The following is a 21,074-nucleotide window of genomic DNA, read 5'->3' as shown; positions in this document are numbered from 1 at the left end:
TCCTTATGCGATTCTCTACGCCAATCCCCTTGCCGGCCTCTCTCGACTAAGCTTGCAGCAGTTCGGATTCCTTCAATTGGAGCCGGTAGCTCTTAACGAGAACTTCCCCGTTATTGAATTCTTTATCGTAGGCTCTTTCGAAACCCAAGCGTTCGTATAATCGCACCGCCGAGTCCATGACGTCTGACGTATGAAGATGAATCGTTTCCGCTCCCCATTCCAGCGACAGCCTTGCGCTTGACCGGATCAATTCCGTCGCCACCCCGAGCCCTCGCGCTTTGGGCGAGACGCCCAACAATCGAAGGATCGGGTTATGGATTTCCAATTGCGGTGCTCCGTACGCCGTCTCGGCCGATTCGTACAGAAACACGCTGCCTACGATTTCCCCGTCCAATTCGGCAACCAGCCTGGCTTTGGTCGTCGACGAATCCACTGATTCCAGGATGTTCGCTTTGTATTGCTCCCAGCGTTCCTTCGAGAGCGTAAGCTCATATTGCTGATAAGAGGCCTGGAGCACGTCTTTAATCGCGTTTCGGTCGCGTTCCTCGGCATGGCGAACGACGACTTTCACTTCCGGCATACTTTCACCTGCTTTCTTGGATTCATTTGCGCGAGCCGACTTCCCCCTGCTTGATTCTCTCAATCTGCTTGAGATGGCCTTGAACGTGCGCGACGAAGGATTGCACGATGGCGGATACCGTTACGGTTTCCCCTTTGAAGTTCACCCCGGATTTATTCCAGTCCTCCGGAGTTAACCGGCGGAAGAGCAAGCTATTATAGATAAGCAGATTTCGGAAAAGATCCAGAACGTCCGACGCTTGACCTTCGTTCGCCTTCTGGCCCGACACCCAAGGATCCTGGCTGAATGCCGGTAACCGAACCTCCGAACCCGACAATACTTCGCGAATGCGGAACGACACGACGATATTATGATCGGCGAGATGGGTAAGCACTTCCGTTACGCTCCATTGCGCCTCCGCCGCTTTCCATTTCAGCTGTTCCTCGGATAATCCTTCGATCGCCTCTTGAAGCTGTTCGTATGTGTGCAAATAAGTATCGATATCCACGGGCGATTGGCTCATGAGTAATACCTCCTAAGGGCTAATTGGCGAGAACCGGGCGGCGGAGAACAATCCGACATCCCTGCCCCAATGGCCAAGCTCGATTTGATTCGCGAGAATTTCCCCGACGACGCTGGCGAACTTAAACCCGTGACCGGAAAATCCCCCCGCGAGAATGACGTTCGAGTGCTCGGGATGGGTATCGATAATAAAATGGTCGTCCGGCGTATGCTCGTATTTACATACCGCGCTCTTGAGGAGCTTGCCCGCGGCATCAGGCATATAAGCTTCCAATGCCTTGCGCAAGTCCCCCTCGTCTTCCGAATAAGCACCGAACGGAACGAGATCTTCTCCCGGTTGCCATTCCTCTCCGGTTTCGTGCCGGCCGATCTTCACTCCCGCACCCGCGATGTCCGGAAAACCGTAGTAACTTCCGAGGCTGCTCGCGAAAGTAAAACCGGGGAACGTTCCCGCTTCGAAGGACGACACGCTCGGCTCGAACCAGCCGACGACCTTGCGAACGGAGCGAATCGGTAACCGTACGAACGGCTCCAATGTCTTAAACCAAGCTCCGGCGCTGAGAATGACATGGTTCGCAATGAAATGTTCCGTATTCGTGAATACGGATACGAACGATCTCTCCGCCTGAATTCGCTTCACGAACGTATTCGGCAACAACGACGCGCCGGAGTGTAAAGCAAGCTTCTTATATGCGGCTACGCATTTCTCGCTATAGAGATACCCGGCGTTCGGTTCGAACATCGCGCGATAATGGTCGGGAATTCGAACGTCCGGCCAGCGGAAGCGGATCTGATCGGCGTCGAGGTCTTCGATCCGAACCCCATGATCTGCCGCATCCTGAAATCTGCCCGCGTAGGAATAGACGTCGGGGTCCGCGATATTCAGTACGCCCGCCCGCTCCAACAGCTTCTCGCCCGTTGCTTCCTCCAGCTCTCGCCATAGTTCATCCGCGCGAAGAGCCAGCTTCACGTAAGCGGGACCTCCGCTATACGCATGCCTGATCAAACGAGGTTCGCCATGATGGCTTCCGTTCGGATGCGGGGGATCGAAAGCATCGATGAGCAGCGTCTTTAACCCTCTTCGGGATAATTCGTATCCCGCGCTCATTCCCATCGAGCCGGCGCCGACTATGATGACATCGTATGTTTTTCGAATAGGGATACCTCCTAATTTAGGGACGGTCCTGTCAACCGCGTCAACGCGTCGATCGCTAATGCGGCGAAGAACGAAGCGCCGACCGGAAGAGCTCGCTCATCGATGTCGAATGCGGGATGATGCCACTCTTCCGGACCCGAAGTACCCAAGAAGAAGAAAATGCCCGGCGTCTGCTGCAAATAGAAGGAGAAGTCTTCTCCGGCTGGCGAAGGCAACGGCTCGACGACCGTTAGCCCAAGCGATTCGGCTGTCCGCGTCGCTTGTTCCGCCCACTTCGCATCGTTCACTACGGCCGGCGGACCGTCCAGCCATTTCACCTTCGCTTCGGCTCCGAGCGCCGCTCCGACTCCGGTCACGACTTGCTCGAACCGTTCGCGCACCTTGAATCGTACCCCTTGATCGAATGTCCGCAACGTCCCGTCGAATACGGCTTTGTCCGCGATCACGTTCCATGCCGTTCCGCTGTTCAGCCGCGTGACGCTAATGACCGCGCTGTCCAGCGCGCTCACGTTGCGGCTCACGATCGATTGCAAGGCGGTAATGATGTGCGCGGAAGCTATGATGGGATCTATGCCCGCTTCCGGGACGGCGGCATGGGTTCCGCGTCCGTCGACTTCGACGATGAAGCCGTCCGCGGCGGCCATGATCGGTCCGGCTTTAATGCCGATCGTCCCGACAGGCAGATCGGGCTTGTTATGCAAGCCGAATACCGCTTGCACCCCTTCCAACGCTCCGCTGGCGATTACCAGCGATGCGCCCTTGGCTTTCTCCTCGGCAGGTTGGAACAGAAATCTGACCGTTCCCTCCAACTCCTTCTCCCGCCTCTTCAAGAGCAGCGCTGCGCCCAACAAAGCCGCCGCGTGAAAATCATGCCCGCAAGCGTGCATCTTGCCGGGAACCCGCGAAGCGAACGGCAAGCCCGTTTCCTCCTGAATCGGCAGGGCATCGATATCCGCTCGAAGGGCAATAATCGGCCCTCCGCGCAATCCTCCGACTTCGGCGACCAGCCCAGTCTTAAGCGGATAATCCGCGATGCGAATGCCCGCTTCGAGTAGCCAAGACCGGATCGTCTCCGTCGTCTCGAATTCCTCGTAGGACAGCTCCGGATTGGCATGGAGATGTCGCCGGTAAGCGATTAATCGCTCCGCGAACGGCTCTGCCGTCAACTCCTTCATCGTGGTCTCTCCCTTCCATTCCAATTCTTAACCCTATTCTAAACCGTTTGTTCTTCGAATGCTTCCTTCAGCAACCGAAACGAGCGAACCCGTTTGTCGAAATCGGGGACGATTGTCGTAAAGATCAACTCATCCACATCGTACCTGTCGCGCAGCTCCGTCAACCGTTGGCGAACGATCGCTTTCGTCCCCTTCGTAATGTCCGCGTCGCGGACTTCGGCGGTGAACGTCTCTCCGGCTTGCTTCGCGAATTGTTCCGCCTGCTCCAGCGATCCGACGTTCACGGTTTTGCCGCTTGCCAGCGTCACCCGTACGTTCTTGAACTGACCGGCCAACTCCGCCGCTTCCTCTTCCGTATCCGCCGCGATGACGGACAAGCCCAAAATCGTTCTAGGTTCGGTTCCTTTCTCTCTGTTGAAATGTTTCCGATAAGTATCGAAAGCGGCTTGAGCCGCATCCGGATCGCTGTTGATGAAGAACGCGAACGCGTAAGGATATCCTCTCTCCGCCGCCAATCGCGCGCTGGATACGCTCGTTCCTAGCAAATAAATCTCTGCCGGCCGATCGGGCACGGGATTCGCTTGCAAACCCGGCAACGGATGATCCTCGCCTAGCGTACCTTGCAGAAAATGATCCAATTCGGCAAGCTTATGATCGAGCGACTCCGGTTCGGAAAGCCCTTGCTGCAACGCTTTCGTCGAACGGGGCAGTCCGCCCGGCGCGCGTCCGATGCCCAGATCTACCCGTCCGGGCGCCAATGCCGCAAGAACGTTAAAGTTCTCGGCTACCTTGTACGGACTGTAATGCTGAAGCATCACGCCTCCGGAACCGATGCGAATGGAGTTCGTACGCGCCAACAAATGAGAGATCAGCACCTCCGGAGACGAGCCTGCCATCTGCGGGGAGTCGTGATGCTCCGATACCCAGAAACGTTCGTATCCGAGAGACTCCGCCAGCTGCGCCAATTTGATCGTGTTGCCTAGCGCTTCTGCCGGGGATTGACCCGGAAATACGATGCTTTGATCCAATATACCGAATTTAAGCGTCATCTCAAATCACACCTCACTAAGAATTAAATCGAATAGGCGCTTTCCGGGGTAATTCTCGCCAGAAATTGTTTCGTCCTTTCCTCCTTAGGCGATTGAAAAATCACTTTAGGGGGCCCCTCCTCGACGATAACGCCCCCGTCCATGAACACGACATGGTTCGCGACTTCCTGGGCGAAACCCATTTCATGCGTAACGATAATCATCGTGATGCCTTCCTTGGCGATCTTGCGAATAACGGCAAGCACTTCTCCGACGAGCTCGGGATCGAGGGCCGAAGTCGGTTCGTCGAACAGAATGACCTCGGGGTTCAGCGCCAACGCGCGGGCAATGCCGACTCTCTGCTGCTGTCCTCCGGACAATTGGCTCGGGTAAGCATCCAGCTTGTTTCCGAGACCGACCTTCTCCAACAGCTCGACGCTTATCTTTCGAGCTTCCGCTTTCGGTAGCTTCTTCACGATGACGAGCCCTTCCATCACGTTCTCTATGGCCGTCTTATGCCGGAACAGATTGTATTGCTGAAACACCATCGCGGTTTTCCGGCGAAGGGTATGAATATCCTTCTTCACCGGTTTTCGGCAATTTACGGTGAACTCGTCTATCGAGATTTCCCCGTCGCTCGGCTTCTCCAAATAATTAATGCATCTCAGCAGCGTCGTTTTGCCGGAACCGCTCGGCCCAAGAATCGCTACGACCTCGCCTTTATCCACCGTAAGGTCGATCCCTTTCAATACCTCGTTGCGTCCGAACGACTTGGATATGCGTTTCAGCTTAATCATGCTACACCTCCGCGGTTGTATAAGCCGATACGCTTCTCGATTAGCGCCGTCAGCCTCTCGATCACGATCGTGAGTCCCCAGAATATCAATGCCGCCGCAACGTATGCCTCGAAAAACTTCCAGTTGGTCGATGCGACGATTTGGGCTTTCGCGTTCAGATCGACAACGGATACGGTGAACGCAAGCGTGGAACCGTGCAGCATGCCGATCGCTCCGTTGGACAGGTTCGGCAAGCTCGCGGCTAACGCTTGCGGCAACACGATGCGTCGCAACGCTTGAACCGTAGTCATTCCGACCGCATGCGCGGCTTCGATCTGCCCCTTGTCGACCGCGATCATTCCCGAGCGCACCACTTCCGACATGTATGCTCCCGCCGTAACCGAGAAGGAAATATACGCGAATCCGATCATCGGGATCGATACCGAGTTGAAGGACCATCCGAACGATTCCGCCAAACCGTCGATCAACATTTGTAATCCGAAGTAGATCAACAGCAGATGCGTGATCATCGGAGTTCCCCGGATTAGCGTCACGTAACCCGCCGCGATCGGATGAAGCACCGGGACTTTGTAAATTCTGATCAAAGCTACGATCGTGCCGATCACTAGACCGAAAACCATGGAAACGACCGTGATTTGTAACGTTACCGGAATGGCCGGCAAAATTTGAACGAACGCAGTCCAGATAAACGACGGATCCAGTGTCATACTCCCGAGCCTCCCTTATCCAATCGAATATTCGAAGCGAATCTTCGTTTCAGCCATTTCCTGCCCAGAGGTATTTTCTCGAATACTCCGTCCCGACTCTCATGACGCAGAAGTCTTCTTTCGATGGCTAGGAAGATTTGCTCCAATACTAGGCTCATTAAGAGGTAGATAAGCGCAAGCGCGATATACGACTCGATAAAATGCCTGTTCAATTGCCCCAGAGACTGAGCTTTCGAGGTTAACTCCATCACCCCGAGCGTGAAGGCGAGAGAAGTATCCTTCAGCGTTGCGATAATGACGTTGCCTAATATCGGGATGGCGACCGCTAGAGCCTGAGGAAATACGATTCTCGTAAAAGCTTGAAACCCGGTCATCCCGGCGGAATAGGCGGCTTCGATCTGTCCGCGGTCGACGGCCGTTACGGCCGCGCGTATTCCTTCCGATACGTACGCCGCGCTGTGTAAGCCGTAGGTTAAAATAACGAAGTACATGACGGAGATTCGGGATACGTCTATGTTGACGGCTTTCAGAATTTCCGGCAGCCCGTAGTAGAACAGGAATAGCTGAATAAGGATCGGCGTCCCTCTGAAGAAGGAGGCGTATACTTGCGATATCCGCTGCAATACCGGAATGCGATAAAGCCGGGGAAGGGCGACGAGAAACCCGACGCCAAGCCCCACGAGGATTGAACCGGCAACGATCAGCAATGAAATCTGAATGAACGGGAGTAACTTGACGAAGTATTCGAATACGTTGGTGATATCGAATTTCGCGCCCATATTACGATGTCACCCTTTCCATTGACGTATTGACGCTATTCCAACGAAGTGAAATCTTGGCCGAGCCATTGCTTGCTCAGTGCACTCAGAGTGCCGTCCGCTTTCACGTCGAGCAGAACCTTGTCGATCGCATCGGCAAGTACTTGCGCATCCGAATCGTTCTTGCGGAATAAGAAGAGAATATCGGCCGTACTAAGAGCCTTGCCGACGGTTTTCAGCTTTTTCTCCGGATCGATCAAGCTAAGCGAGAAGTCTGCCGCCACCGTTGCCGTTACGCGTCCCGAATCGATTTGCTGAACGGTATCGTTGGCGGCGCCGCTTTGGTACACGATTTTGATAGTTCCGGGGTTTTCCTTGTCGTAATTTTTAAGGATTTGATCGGCAGCGCTCGAAGCGTGCGTGATGATTTTCTTGCCTTTCAAATCCGCCAGCGTTTCGATCGGATCGTTGTTGGAGGCGGAGACGACGATTTTATTTTTCCAGTGTGCGTAAGGGACTTTATTGAACAAATACTTTTCCGTTCTTTCCGGGTTTTTCTCGATCTCATGGGCGACGAAATCGACCTTCTTCGTTTCGAGGCTCAAGAGCAAGCTAGGCATGGAATCGAGCAATTGGAACTCGAAATCGTATTCCGGCAACCGCTTGTCGATTTCTCTGACGAGCTCGATATCGTATCCCGTTAATTTGCCGTTCTCATCCAAGAAGCACACTTGCGGGAATAGACTCGACGTTCCGACGATAATTTTCTTCGCTTCGACCGGAGCTTCGGTGCTTGCCGCAGCAGACTCGCTTGCGGATTCGCTTGAGGACTCGCTTGGAGCTTCCTGAGCCGAGGAGCTCGACGTCGCGCTTGCGGATGGCGAGCTTGCGGCGTTATTGTTTTTGTCGCCGCAGCCCGCAAGAAGCGTAAATCCTACTGCCATTACAAGAGATAAGACGGCCCGTTTTTTCATTTCGATTTCCTCCAGTTATCGTTTTTTATTAAACTAATAATTCCTACAGGAAAAGTAAGATTTATAATTGCATTAACCTTATCATCCATCTTGCTTGATCGTCAATGCGAAGGATAATAGAGATTTTCTATAGGACGATACAAAAAAACGATAAGCTTTTCCGTGCAAAAAAAGGTAAGCAAAAGGCTGATCCACGTCTCGTTGACATAGACCAGCCTATCTTGAAGAGGATACGAATTAAGAGATTTGGATTTTCTCTTTCGCGCGAATTCCCAACCACGTGATTTCCTCGGATAGCTCTTCGGCGGAACGATCCAACCGCTCCTGCAGCTCCTCGGACAGCTCGAACCCGCCGTTTTCCAACCTTTGTACCCACGGATCGATCGCGTACACTCCGCCGATAATATTTCTGCCGCCGAGCACGGAGATAACCGGCTTAAGAGCATAATCCAAGCTTAACAAGTGGGCGATCGTCCCCCCGATGAAGAGCGGCAACGTGACTTTGCCTTTAAGGCCCGTTTGCGGGAGCAAGTCCAAGAACGCCTTCAGAACGCCCGTGAACGATGCTTTATAAACCGGACTAGCAATGACGACGCCAGTTGCGGACTCTACTAGAGCCAATGCGGCCAAAATCTGCTCGTCTTTGAAATTCGCATGAAGCAACGCCTCCGCGGGAAGCTCTGCAACCCGGATATGGCTTACTTTCACGCCTTTCTCGTTCCATCTGCTTTCTACTCTCTCGATTAGACCGTTCAACCTTGATCCCGGCGTCGGACTACCGGAAATAATAACGATATGACTCATGCGTAACTCCTCCTATTAGTCGTTTAATTGTTTGCCGATTTCAATGATCTCGTTAAGAAATTGCGTGTGTTCCCCTAGGCAGGATATCAGATTCGTTTGCAGGGAAATCCCTTCCGTTTCCGGAACGCGAAGGGGAAATAACTGCCCGGCCGCGACCTCTTGGCGTACGCTTAAGCCCGGAAGAAAAGAAATGCCTGCCTTCCGAATGACCAATTTCTTGGCCATCTCCGAATTGTCCGTCTGAATCTGGATGTTGGGCGACCGATCGAGGCTCTCGAACACTCTGTGGATTCTAAGCCAGTCCAACGCTCCGCATTCGAAAAATACGAACGGCTGCTCGGCGATCTTCTCTACCGTAAGGCTCTCCGCCCCAATGAACGGATGATCCTCGTAAGCATACAAGGAAATCGGATCTTCATAGAATTTAACCGATTGAAGATTCGGATGATTAACCTTGCGAACAAACCCGATATCGACTTCCTTGTTCAGTACCTTGTTTACGATATCATCGGTAATCCCCGTCACGAATTTATAGTGGGTATTCGGAAATTTAAGCTTCAAGCGAGGAAGCAATTCCGGGATGATATAATTCGATACCGATACCGTGCAACCAATCCTGAACTCCTCCGGCAACGACTTCTTCCGATTCACGTGCAGCTTGCCCTTCTGGTAGGTCAACAGCAGTTGCTGCGCGTAAGGCAGGAATCGTTTGCCTTCCTCGGTTATTTGGATTTGCTTGCCTAGCCGGTCGAACAGCCTGCAGTCGAGCTCGCGTTCAAGCGTTTGAATGCGGGCAGTCACCGACGGTTGGGATAAGTATAACGCTTCCGCCGCTTTATTGAAACTTCCGCAATGGATGACGTATACGAAGGCTTCGATGTTTTCTATATTAACAAAAAACACCCCCTCCGGACTACGTCCCGATGTCTCTAATATATCCAATAGGATAACTCGGAATTATGAGGTTGTAAAGTAAAAACTTTCACTCTAACTACTGCTCGGGATGGCTTCGGGCGGATTGAATACGTATCTGGACGATTCCGGACACAGGCCGGGATTCAGCGCGCCTAATCGCTCCGCGAACAACGGATCTCTCTTAGCCAGATCATCGTAGTAACCGGAGATTACGTGATTGCCCGGAACCGACCCGTTGTGAAAAGAAAGACCGACCCGTTGGCACACGTGATCATAGTAGAAAGTCTTATCTCTCCTCGGAAGCTTGAAGTTCTCCGGCGGCAGATGCGTGACGACGTCGAAGCGGTTCTGAACGCGAAAGCTGTCCGCTACTCGTTTATCGAATGACCGCGCGAATGTCGGATCGCCTACTCTAGGCGATCCGTACGTATAAGCGACCGGTTGACCGAACGGGGAATTATCGGCTGCGTCCAACGCGCACAGCGTTGCTAACGCGCCTCCGAGACTATGCCCCGTAATCGTTAGAATCTTATCCGGGGACATATCTTCTAACACGGACAATATCGATTTCCTCGCCGAACAGTATATATTCGTGAACCCGCGATGGGTTTGACCGGCATTATCCGCGAATTTGTACTTCACTTGGCTTGCCATCGCATCGGAAATCCAATCCGTCGTCGTGCTCGTACCGCGGAAAGCGATTATGACGTGACTCTCGGATTGAATAATGAAGCCGAATATTTCGGAAACGCCGGTCAGCGATCTCGCGCGAATTTCGGCGACTTGCTCATAGGAATACGGGACAACGAAATTGCCTTCCGGGTCATTAAATTGCGTGTAAGCCTGACTACATACAGCCGCAAGAAAGATGGCCGTCCGGTTATCGAATCCGCTAGTCGTCATGCAAAAGCCCTCCCGTTCGCTTCTCTTCCCATACTTTATTAAGAAGCGAACCGGTGGGTGCCTATTGGTTAACCGTCTGTTCGACATTGCCGCGGAAAAAGGGGTTACTCCTCTTCGGTTTCAGCCCCTTCGATGTGCTTGCGAATGAGACGCGAATTCTGCGAGCAAGGGCCGTCCGCGAGATGTGCGGTGACGAAATATCGGGAACAGCTTCATATTGTTGCGACCGCCCAACGAAATCGATACGAAACGTAAGCCGAGACATGGGTATAAGCTAATAACATAATCAAACATAAGAAATCCCCCCGCCTTAATAGCGTGGGGGAATTTCTTATGTTTGAAGGGCACCGGCGAACGTTATCTAAGTCCGGGCGTAACGTAATCGATCAGGTCATGGGTTGCTTTCGTGCCCCCAATCGCAACAGTAGAGCCGATCGTTGCAGCAACTATTCCGACGGCGATCGGCGCCCCTACGCCCCCGCTAGCCGCGACAATGGCCACGGCTAATGCGGCGCCGCCAATGAACCACAAAGAGGAAGCCAAACTTTTGGCGCCGGATTTGCCAGCCTGGGCCACTCCCATTAATCCGCCTTGCTCGGATGCGGTGGCCGCAGTGGCGGTCGCAATTTGGTGCACCTCATATGCGGTTGCCAAAGCTCCGACCGCATGTCCTAGAGCCGGACCATAGCGTTTGGCAACAGAAGTAACAGTGGTCGTCAGGGAGGACTTTCCGGGCGCAGTTCCTTTCGGAAGCTCGATCTCAGCCGCTCCTTTAAGAGTCTCTCCTGCCGGAAATTTGGGCTGTTCGCCGGGCGACGATTGGAGCCCCGATGCGGGCGGAGTCGAATTTTTCTTTTCCATAACGCCTTCTAAGTAGGCTACCTGCTTTTCAAATTGGGTGTCATTTACAGGTACGGGCTTACTAAATTTAAAACTAGCCTTCTCCCTTACCAAGGGATCTTCATATAAATGCGCTTCCTTGTTAGCAGTTATTTCGTATTGAATAACTTGGCCTTCATTATACCTTGTATATTCATAAGAAGAATTCGCTTGATTGTAAACAATGCGACCCCATCCTCCCTTTTCGCCGTAAATCCAGTGCTCTAATATGTTTCTACTCTGCATTTGTAAAATGTCGGCATTTGATGGATTGGCATTCAAATCGCCCAGAGATGTATGCGTATGACCTAATTGAACAAAATTTCCAAAGTTAATTGAATCCCCCCCTTCTAATAACAGCAGTCTGTTGGTTTTAAGATCCAGCGCTAATCCGATCTCTTTTTCCGTGTACTGCCCCAAAGTTTTCATATGTTGATATCCGGTTTTTAGATCCAAGACTTCTGCAATGATATTAGTGGGTTCCGCCGTAAGACCCGAAGGGTCGACATATAGAACCGGGTTGTTATGGAAAGCGACATACTGATTCATCCCGTCTTGAATACCGGCCGGATCGGGGTTAATCCAGCGGCATAGCTGAGGACTGTAATACCGGGCACCGTTGTAATACATCCCGTTCTCTTCGTCCCGCTCCTTGCCCGAATAGCGGTACCGCTTCGGCGTTTCCGTCTGCGACCGAACCGCCTGATACGAAGTGCTACCGTATGGATAATATTCCTCGTAAGAGATTATTTGCCCCTCTTGATCCAGATCCAGACTGGCGGAACCCAAATGGTTGCCGAACTGGAACCGAACAAGCTGCTGCGGAGCGCGATCGGTTCCTAGCGTTCTCGTCTCCACAAGCGCGATTCGCTTGCGATCATCCTGGATGTGCAGCGTCTCCCGCTCCAGATCGATCGTCCGGCCGTCCCCGCCGTATTCCCGGTAAATCTCGAAAATGCCGAGATAAACTCTTTCCTTCATTCGAGTCGAGGCTACGCCGGCTGCGGCATGCCGTTCGGTCACTTTACGAACGCGAATACCTGCGGCATCGTAGACGTACCACGTCGTCTCCGGCGTTCCCCCGCCGCCTACCGCTTGCCTTGCCGTCGCTTGAAGCTGGTCGCGAAAGTCCCATTGCATAGCGGAAAGATGCGACATCCGCGTCATATTGCCATGAACGTCGTATTCGTAATGCTCCTGATCGAGAAATTGGCCTGCGCTCAGCAATTTGTTGCTGTCGTCAGCGTACGCGCCGTGGCGGGTCCAACCCGGGCTGGCCGGATCATTGCCGCGATGCTGCATCGTCAGAAGATTGCCGGCGGCATCGTATGCGTAACGCTCGATGTACGTCCCCATCGCGTTGCCGTTGCCCGCTTGCGCCAGGCGGGAATGAAAATCGCCGAAAGCATCGGGCGCCGCAGGCGAATTCTGCTGGTCTTGCGTTTGTCCCAGATGCTCCCTCCCCGACGCCTCGATCAGTCGGCCTAGCGCGTCATACGTGTAATCCGCGCCCGGCTCCACCCTTTTGTTGCGGAAATACACCGTCTGTTGCGCATCGTCCTGAATATGGGTAACGTTACCCGCAGCGTCATAGGTGTATCGCAAATTTTGCAAGCCGCATCCCGGCCAGCCGGGCGGGGGAAGCTGCGGACAATCTTCCGGAAAGCGCGTCGTCTCTCTTCGGGTCGCCATATGAGACAAGCGGTACGTCCATCGATCGTATCCGTAAGTCGTGACCGTTCCGTTGCCGTATTCAATTTTCGTCCGCTGCCCTTTCGCATCGTAATCGATTCGGTCTACGAACGAAGTCCAGACCGGTTGGCCGTCCGCCGTTCGTTCGCCCCGCACGTTCGCTTTTACGGCTTCGAGTAAGCTCGCTTCGTTATAGCCGAGCCGAATGACGCTGGAATCCGGCGACGTCAACTCCGTCGGACGGTTAAGTGCATCGTAAACCGTATGGCTCGCATGAATGCGTTCTTCCAACGGGACGTCGCCGGACCAATTCAGCGTCGCCTTGTATTCTTGCGCAAGCTGGCGTCTGCTGCTGAGGGAGTTCCCCTTAAAGTCATACTCGTCGCTCGTGACGACGCCCGCCTGATCGTACGTTTGCACCGTCTTCCCGAGCAAATTACGCAACGCGGCATTGGGCCAAGACTCCCCGTATACGGTACGTCCGACCAACTTCTCGGAACTATCCCCCTCGCGCACGTAAGTTGCGATAGGCCTCTGCAGCGCATCGTAGACGTTACGGCTTTCGTATCCTCGGACGTTCCACGACCGGACCGGTTTACCGGCGATGTCGTATAGCGTCCAGCGCTCTCCGGACTCCATGTTGTCCTGATATAAGGCAGTGCCTAGCAAATCATAAGTGCAACGCATGACGATCCGATCCTCAGCGTCGATCGCTTCGCGTCTGTTTCCTTCAATGTCGTATACGTTGCGCGTCCGGTAATAAACTTCTATCGGCGGCTCCTCTGCCGGAGCGTCGCTTCTCTTGTACTTGTTGCAAGCGACCGCGAGATACGAGCGGCCAAGCGAATCGAAATAAACGGTCGACGGCGTATCGGCGTGCTCGGCCGCTTTGCGCGCGGCATCCTGCTCGTAAAGGCCCATGCCGCCGCCGATTCGCCGCTCGTACCATGACGGCATGTACAAGTCGTCCGTCAGCCGGCGGAAGAAACCTCCGACATCGGCATCAAGCCTAGGATCGGCGATCAGAACAGTGTCATTTGCATTCCACGTTCGCTGCCGCCAAGCATCGAACTGGACCTTCTCCCAAGTATGGTTTGGATGAAGAGTGGCGACAACGCGCCCGATCGGATCGTAGATCAGCACCGGACTGATGCCGATCCGCGCGTCGGATTCGAACCGATGCGTATCGGTAAAGAACGGTTCGTACTTCCGAACCGGGTTGCCCTTGTTGTTAAATATCGTCCAACTGCTGCCAGACCAACGCGCCGCAGCGCCATCCGTCATGACCGGCTGCCCGTCTGTAACGATGATTCGTCCGGTAGTAGCATCCCGCATCGGCACCGGTCCGGGCTCCGCCTGCACCTTCGCCTGAATTTCGCGTCCGAAGCCGTCTGAATACATAAAGCTTTGCCGGACGTCCGCGCGCCCTCCCGGCGCGAGATCGGCGTCGTGCGTTTCACGCGCCAACGTAGAGACGACGGCGGGCTGCGGCGTCGGTTCGTTTCTCGTCCGATAGTAAGCGAACGGATCGTAGATGAGGCGAGTCGTCGCCCGCGCCAACAAGACGTGCGGCTCCGCGAGCGGCTGGCTCATATAGCCGATGATTTGATTTTCGGTCAAGTCCGGTACGAACCCGTCGAGGGAATCGCCGCGCTTAAGCGCTTCACCGGTCTTGCCCATAATAGCGGTGGCTGCGGCCATACCGAGCGCGTCGAAGACGACCGCCGACCGGTTACCGTTTGGCTCGGACACGAGCGTAGGCTGAACGACGCGGTAATCGTTGTCTTGGACCGCGATTCGGTTGCCGAGCGCGTCGCATGTCTCGACGACGATCAGATCGTATTTGTCGTATGCGACGTGCGTTTCCGCTTTAGCCGAATCGGCATGAAACGGGCTTCGATAACGTCTCGGCAAATAGAAATGGGCTCTTGCGGCCGCCCGTTCCTCGGTTGGCGTATCTTGCCCGCCTGGAGAATAGAACATCGTCCCGGAAGGAATCCACCAATCTCCCCCGGCTTCGAAGCGGATGTACCGCCCTTCCTCGACGATCACCCGTTCCGTCAACCGTTCGCCGTATGTTTGCTCCAGCAGTCCGGGCGTTATAGCGAGCTTATAGCTCTCGTAAGGCAAAGCCAGCGCTTCCGCAAACCCGAACGCCAACGGCCCGCTCAGGTCGTCGCGGCGATAGCGCGTTCGTTCATGCCCGATGAGCCGTTTCTGCACTATGCCTGCGGTCGGGCTGCACTCATAAGCGATAGCCGAGGCTGCGACGCACGCTTCCTCCGCTTCGTAAAATTTCAGGCGATCCCGACCTTGGCCAAGCGACAATCCGCTCACTTCGTAATTTCGTGTTTGGAACGGAAGGGGCGTGCGATAATCATCGTCGTTTGATATCGGGTTCGTATAGTCGTTTTCCGTATAAACGAAATTGAGCTTGCTTTGCTTCTCCTGGTCTCGCAGTGAAAGCTCGGGGTCCGGAGCGCGACGCCCGTAAGCAATGGCAGCGGATTTCAAGACGTTGCCGTAAAGATCCGCGGCGAGCGTCAACGAATGAGATATTCGCGGCTCGCCCCCTTCGCGTTCGTCTTGACTGGCGATCGATTCGCGAACGTGGGCGAGAAACACGCCGTGGCGGTTGCCGCCCTTCGGCTGCAGCATGCGGATCGTGAAGTTCTGTTCGGATACCGCATACGGGCGAAATTGCTTTTCCGTCCCGTCGAGGGCGTATACTGCCTGGCGAAGCATGGAACCTCGGAGCGCGCGGTAGCCTTCCCGCCGCTCTTCCTCCGTCCACTCCGCCGGTATAGCGGTATCGTCCAGCATCTGCAAAGACTGGCCATCCGATTCGGCACCGGTATAGTACCATGTTCGCGTCAGTGCCGGAGGAACATGAGAATGCTCGTCGACGTTCGTCCCGGCAGGAAACGCGCCGTTCGCTCCTAACGAAGCGAGCGTCTCCGTATCCCACTGCTCTACAAGGCCGAAGCCGCGAAATTCGCGCTCCTGACCGTCGTAATATCCGTGATGATACGCATACCGGTTTACGAAACGGTTGCCGCTGATCCGATCGTACGTTTCGACGCGTTCGACGACGTGAACGGGAAACGGAAGCTTCGTATGCCAAGGATTGCCCGCGCTCTTGTCCGCCAAATAAAATTTCGTAGAAGGCGCATAATGAACTTTCGTTTCCGCCCCTAGGTTGTTGACGGAGCCGATCAGCAAATTCGGTTTCTGTCCGCCCATCAGGTCCATGTAACGAAGCGGACTGTGCGCGGAGCCGGCGAGCGGAGAAGACCACACCAAACAAGCCGTTCCGTTACCCAGCAGATCGACGGCCGTGAACGAAGCTGATCTGTCGACTTGCGGAAAGTTTGAAATCCGGCGAGGTTTGCTCCAGCGGTTACCGGACTGATTGAAATACAAGGCAGCGCCGTCCCGGCTCATGTAGACGATGTCGGTAACCCCGGATCCGTCGAGGTCGGCAAGCAGCAGCTGCCGTTCGTTATACTGATCGGGATGATCGAAGCTCGGGGCGTCGTCCATGACGACCTTGGCTCCGAAACGGCCAAAGCCCAAGTTAGGCCAATAACAAATTTCGCCGTTGCGGATTCGCACAAGATCCGCGAGACCATCGCCGGACATGTCCGCGACGTAAACCGATAACGTCCCATCGTCCAAAACCAGCTCGGGCCGTTCTCCTCGTCGGCGGGCTGGTCGACTTGGTGAGCGGAACCGAAGCCCTCTGCGCCGAGCGACGGATACCACGTGAAGACGTCATCGGCAGTAATCAACGCATCGGCCTGTCCGTCGCCGTTCAAATCGATAAACCGCAAATGGGGATCGTCCCATGCCACGTTCGGCATTTGGCTAAACGTTTGATAAGGCCCCCACTGCCCGTCCCCGTCATGCGCGGCATATCCCGAATAAGCGCCGGACAAGCTTACCCATTCGAGACGGCCGTCCCCGTCGAGATCAAACAGTTGCTCGTTTCTTCCGCCCAACGTGGCCATGGAAGGTTTGCCGGTGACCGTCTTCAACGTTCCGAACGTTCCGCTTCCCAAGTTAGGCTTGTAAAACCAGGCTCCACCCTGTTCCGTCAAGATGCCCGAAAGCCCTTCGCCCTCCAGATCGACCCACCGATACGCCGATCCGTCCAACCCGACGGGCAAGTTGGCTAACGTATCGAAATCCAACTCGCGGATTTCTTCCTGGATACCCGCTTTGCTGTACGTAAATTCCAGCGGCGGCAGAGACTTTTGCATATATACGCAGCTCCGGTCCCCGGCCTGCTCCAATTGCGGCTGCCGAACGTACCCCGACTGCGTGACGGTTTGGATAAACGAAGCCATTCGGCTGCTGCCCCGATGAGAGAGCTCGTTCTCGACGCGATAAGGTTCGGTATAATCAAAATCTCCATAAGTAAACTCGGTAGAACGAACGAGACAAGGCCGGCTTCCAAGCTCGGCGAAACGGTGGAACATGAGCAAACGGCGGCAACGCCGGTAAGTACGCACCTCGAATCCGGCCCGATAGGAGGAGAACGGGTCGATCCGTTTCGACCAAACGCGTCCTTCCTCGATTGCAGCCCGAACATATTTGTGCTTGTCGGACTCCGGCAAATGCGGCTGGGGATCGAACGCTTCGCAATGACCTTCGTCGTAATCGAACACCGCTTCGAACATCCACTCCGCACGGGTCAGATCGGGCTCGGTCAATCGCGATACGCGGTTGCCGTATTTGATTCGTTTCACGTAACGATTGGCGACCCGCTCCCGACTTCGTTCGCTTGCCATCGTCTCATCGACGTTCTGGCCGTTCTCCTCCGCGTATTCGTATACGATGGCGTTGCCTTTGTCGTCGAAGCTTTCGCAGATCAGCCACGAATATACGCGCCGGGCGGGGTCGCGCGGATCGGCGATTCGGCTCTGTTCCGTCTTGCCGTAAAAGGACGTAACGTTGTCCCGGGAAATGGAGCGCCAATGGATCATTCCCGTAGCTTGGTCGGTCCAACGTTCGATGCGCGCGAACGCCCCTTCGTTTCTCGGCCGATAACGATCGATCCGGTATGCCGTCGTTGCCGCATTGTTCTTGGAAGTCGTGCCGTTGCCGTCCGTCCCGGATACCGGAACAAGATCCTCGGCACCCGAAATCATATAGACGTCGGATTCCTCCGCGTCGCGGTATTGCGGCAATCCTTTGTCCGTCTTCCGGACGATGGCTGGAAGAGACAAGTTCCATCCGAACCCGAACGGCCCGTTGCCCGTACCGGAATCGTAGCTTAGGGCAAGCTTCGGGCCAAAATGATTACGGCTTGGACTTACGGCTAACGGTACGGTTAAGGACCCGGTGCCGGTCACCGGGTTGGCGGCAAATTTCTCGCCGATGCCTCGGATCGCCCCGCCCCCTTTGGGAAGCGAAATCGACGGAGCGGCTACTGTATTTTGGCTCTTATCCTTGTTTGAGTCTTCGTTTGTTTTCATTAATCGTCCTCCTTTGCTACAAGCCTGTATGCTGTTATGGCGATTTCATATCGGAGCGACTCTGTAACCCCCTGCTCAAATTGGTATAAAATTCCTTATATTATCGTAATATCCCTTTTATCCCTCTAACAAGGGAATATTTCCTGATCATGTCGGGAATTCCTCGGGAATTTTTCATTGTGCCGTCGGGAAAAGGATGGGTTCAGTCGTAGTCTCGTAATCGAAGCAGCAGCAAAAGAAGGAGCTTTCCCCTGAACAAAGCGGGATAACTCCTTCTTACTTGTTGTCTTTGATATTTCGTCGCATTTGGTGTTCGCTATGACTTCAGCCAACTCATACCCAGCCGAACGCCCGTGCCGCTTGCGCAACCGCAAAAGTGACGGCTAATGCTATCGCCAGTGGGATCGCGGCTGAAAGGAAGGCCCATTTCAAGCTCTTGGTCTCCTTGTAAATGTTGAAAAGCGTTGTTCCACACGGGTAATGCAGCAGCGAAAACAGCATCATATTAAGAGCTGTCAACCAAGTCCAGCCGTGCTGCAGGAGGACATCTTTAATATTGTCAAGTCCAGCCGCATCCACCAGTGCACCGGAAGACAAGTAGCCCATCAATAAAATAGGCAGCACGATCTCGTTGGCCGGCAGCCCCAAAATGAAGGCCATCAAAATAAATCCGTCCAGCCCGATTAGGTGAGCGAAGGGGTCAAAAAAGGCGGCCATATGATTCAATACGCTGTCGCCGCCAACAAAAATATTGCCCAATATCCAGGTGATGATTCCTGCCGGAGCAGCGATCAACACCGCGCGGGTGAGCACGTTTAACGATTTGTCCCGCGAAGAAAGCAGAATCGTTTTCCAGATTTGCGGGCGACGGTATGGCGGCAGCTCCAACGTATAGTGAGTCGGGACGCCGCGTAGCGCCGTTTTGGACAGCGTCCAGGACACAATCAGAGTGATCACAATACCGAATAACACCATACCCATAACGACAAGCGCAGTAGAGATAGTTTGCAGTCCGCCGGATGCACCGACTGCCATGAACAGGGTCGAGAGCAAAATTAACGTTGGCCAACGGCCGTTGCACGGCACGAAGTTATTCGTCAAAATCGCGAGCATTCGTTCCCGAGGCGATTCAATTATCCGCGTCGACAAAATCGCAGCGGCATTGCAACCGAAGCCCATGGACATCGTTAGCGCCTGCTTGCCATGACCGCCCGATTTTTTGAACAATCGATCCATATTGAAAGCAACCCGCGGCAAATACCCGAAGTTTTCCAGCAAAGCGAAAACAGGAAAGAAAATAGCCATCGGTGGAAGCATAACGCTGACGACCCAGGCGGTACCGCGAAAAAAACCGAGAACCAGCACTCCGTGCAGCCAAACGGGCGCGTGCATAGCTTGAAAGGCGTCGGTGAGATAACTTTCAACCATACCGAACAAGCTGGCGAGCCAGCCGGAAGGGTAGTTTGCCCCCGCGATCGTAATCCAGAACACCACGCCCAAAATCCCTAGCATGATCGGGAAGCCCCATACTTTAGAAGTAGCTATTTTGTCCAGACTGTAGGTCTCGGCCAGCTTGCGCTTATCCTCATAATGAACGGCAGCATTACAAATATCCCGCGTTGTGCGGTAAATGTCGCTAACGATCCCGTCGCGGATATTGTGACCGTCTGCAGCTTTTTGGGCTGCGCTAAGCAGTGTATTCAGCGGGTCCGGCGAATTAGTGGCAAGCGGTACGGCCATAGTCGACGACCTCCTGTCTAGGTTTGGCTCCAGTTGTCCCGTTTAATCTTGCCTTGATCGATTCCAGCAAGCCTTGATCTCCGTCCAGCAGCCGCAGCGCAAGCCATCTTGTGGGGAAACGGACGCCCAGTTGTTCGCGAATAAGCGGTTCAAGCTCGGTAATTTTACGCTCGATGCTGTCGCCGTATGCAATTTGCAGCGGCTTCGTTTCTGTGAAGCCGTGGGCTATTTGCTCCATTTGATTGAGCAAATCATCGATTCCGACCTTGCTGCGAGCGGAGATCGCTACCACAGGAACGCCAAGCTTCTGGCTCAACAGGGCAGTGTCGATTACAATGCCGAGCCGGTTAGCCTCATCGATCAGATTGATGCACACCACGACGCGGCTCGTTATTTCCAGCACCTGCAACGCGAGATTCAAATTTCGTTCCAGCGAGGTTGCATCCAATACAACGATGGAAACATCCGGCTGCTCAAAAACGATATAATCTCTGGCCACTTCCTCGTCGGCAGAATTCGAATACAACGAATACGTTCCGGGCAAGTCGATCATCCGAAAAATCGAGCCTTTGTGCACAAGCTCCCCCTCGGCCATATCCACCGTCTTGCCGGCCCAATTGCCCGTATGCTGACGCATCCCTGTCAGCGTATTGAACAACGTGCTTTTCCCGGTATTGGGATTGCCCGCCAAAGCGACCGTATATCGCTTCATTTCATTTGGCCTCCCTCATCAATCCCGTATATCATGGAACTTTCCTCCCTACGCAAAGCAATCGTAGTATGATTTACCCGGAATGCGACCGGATCGCCCAGCGGACTTGTCTGCAGCACTTCAACGATATTTCCGGGCACAAAGCCCAAATCGAGCAATCTTCTGCGCAACACGCCTTGAACTTCAATTCGGCTTAGCCGGATGACGCTTCCGGTCTTGGCTTGGGACAGCTGTTTTTCAGCTATAGACATCAGAGTTCCCTCACTTTCGCTA

17 protein-coding genes are annotated in these 21,074 nt (G+C 54.1%); all 17 read right to left on the bottom strand.

Annotated elements, in window-relative coordinates:
- Positions 1-46 precede the first annotated feature (46 nt).
- Positions 47-580 (bottom strand): GNAT family N-acetyltransferase, encoded by a 534-nt coding sequence (locus HH215_RS33865; RefSeq protein WP_169283927.1) that lies wholly within the window; start codon positions 578-580, stop codon positions 47-49.
- Between the two features lie 22 nt (positions 581-602).
- Positions 603-1,082 carry a DinB family protein gene (locus tag HH215_RS33860; protein ID WP_169283926.1) on the bottom strand — a complete coding sequence of 160 codons (480 nt, stop codon included), beginning with the start codon at positions 1,080-1,082 and terminating at the stop codon, positions 603-605.
- Positions 1,083-1,094: 12 nt separating this feature from the next.
- Positions 1,095-2,237, bottom strand: coding sequence for an N-methyl-L-tryptophan oxidase (solA, locus tag HH215_RS33855; RefSeq protein ID WP_256376747.1), 1,143 nt, complete (start codon positions 2,235-2,237; stop codon positions 1,095-1,097).
- An 11-nt stretch (positions 2,238-2,248) separates the two neighbouring features.
- Entirely contained in the window at positions 2,249-3,412 is a 1,164-nt protein-coding gene (locus tag HH215_RS33850; protein WP_169283924.1) for an amidohydrolase, read from the bottom strand.
- A 38-nt stretch (positions 3,413-3,450) separates the two neighbouring features.
- Positions 3,451-4,461, bottom strand: a complete 1,011-nt coding sequence (locus HH215_RS33845; RefSeq protein WP_169283923.1) for an LLM class flavin-dependent oxidoreductase — start codon at positions 4,459-4,461, stop codon at positions 3,451-3,453.
- A gap of 23 nt (positions 4,462-4,484) precedes the next feature.
- A complete protein-coding gene (locus HH215_RS33840; RefSeq protein WP_169283922.1) occupies positions 4,485-5,237 on the bottom strand; it encodes an amino acid ABC transporter ATP-binding protein in 753 nt (250 codons plus the stop codon).
- Positions 5,234-5,944: an amino acid ABC transporter permease gene (locus HH215_RS33835; RefSeq protein ID WP_169283921.1), complete on the bottom strand. Its 711-nt coding sequence runs from the start codon at positions 5,942-5,944 to the stop codon at positions 5,234-5,236. Before HH215_RS33835 ends, HH215_RS33840 begins: the two co-directional genes overlap by 4 nt.
- Positions 5,941-6,723 (bottom strand): amino acid ABC transporter permease, encoded by a 783-nt coding sequence (locus HH215_RS33830; RefSeq protein WP_169283920.1) that lies wholly within the window; start codon positions 6,721-6,723, stop codon positions 5,941-5,943. Before HH215_RS33830 ends, HH215_RS33835 begins: the two co-directional genes overlap by 4 nt.
- Before the next feature lie 35 nt (positions 6,724-6,758).
- Complete coding sequence (locus HH215_RS33825; RefSeq protein WP_169283919.1) at positions 6,759-7,676, bottom strand: transporter substrate-binding domain-containing protein; 918 nt, start codon at positions 7,674-7,676, stop codon at positions 6,759-6,761.
- Between the two features lie 237 nt (positions 7,677-7,913).
- A complete protein-coding gene (gene ssuE, locus HH215_RS33820) occupies positions 7,914-8,480 on the bottom strand; it encodes an NADPH-dependent FMN reductase (protein WP_169283918.1) in 567 nt (188 codons plus the stop codon).
- Positions 8,481-8,495: 15 nt separating this feature from the next.
- Positions 8,496-9,383 (bottom strand): LysR family transcriptional regulator, encoded by an 888-nt coding sequence (locus HH215_RS33815; protein ID WP_169283917.1) that lies wholly within the window; start codon positions 9,381-9,383, stop codon positions 8,496-8,498.
- Between the two features lie 84 nt (positions 9,384-9,467).
- Positions 9,468-10,298, bottom strand: a complete 831-nt coding sequence (locus HH215_RS33810; RefSeq protein WP_169283916.1) for a lipase family protein — start codon at positions 10,296-10,298, stop codon at positions 9,468-9,470.
- A 357-nt stretch (positions 10,299-10,655) separates the two neighbouring features.
- The gene (locus tag HH215_RS33805) at positions 10,656-16,412 is read right to left on the bottom strand and encodes a toxin TcdB middle/N-terminal domain-containing protein (protein ID WP_169283915.1); all 5,757 of its coding nucleotides are present in this window, start codon (positions 16,410-16,412) and stop codon (positions 10,656-10,658) included.
- A complete protein-coding gene (locus tag HH215_RS33800; RefSeq protein WP_169283914.1) occupies positions 16,310-18,349 on the bottom strand; it encodes a SpvB/TcaC N-terminal domain-containing protein in 2,040 nt (679 codons plus the stop codon). Before HH215_RS33800 ends, HH215_RS33805 begins: the two co-directional genes overlap by 103 nt.
- A 333-nt stretch (positions 18,350-18,682) precedes the next feature.
- Positions 18,683-20,089 carry a nucleoside recognition domain-containing protein gene (locus HH215_RS33795; RefSeq protein ID WP_169283913.1) on the bottom strand — a complete coding sequence of 469 codons (1,407 nt, stop codon included), beginning with the start codon at positions 20,087-20,089 and terminating at the stop codon, positions 18,683-18,685.
- Positions 20,067-20,801, bottom strand: a complete 735-nt coding sequence (locus HH215_RS33790) for a FeoB small GTPase domain-containing protein (RefSeq protein ID WP_169283912.1) — start codon at positions 20,799-20,801, stop codon at positions 20,067-20,069. Before HH215_RS33790 ends, HH215_RS33795 begins: the two co-directional genes overlap by 23 nt.
- A complete protein-coding gene (locus HH215_RS33785) occupies positions 20,798-21,052 on the bottom strand; it encodes a FeoA family protein (RefSeq protein ID WP_169283911.1) in 255 nt (84 codons plus the stop codon). Before HH215_RS33785 ends, HH215_RS33790 begins: the two co-directional genes overlap by 4 nt.
- Positions 21,053-21,074: the final 22 nt, after the last annotated feature.

Source organism: Cohnella herbarum (assembly GCF_012849095.1).
Lineage (GTDB): Bacteria > Bacillota > Bacilli > Paenibacillales > Paenibacillaceae > Cohnella > Cohnella herbarum.
This window is presented reverse-complemented; position numbering and strand designations above follow the sequence as displayed.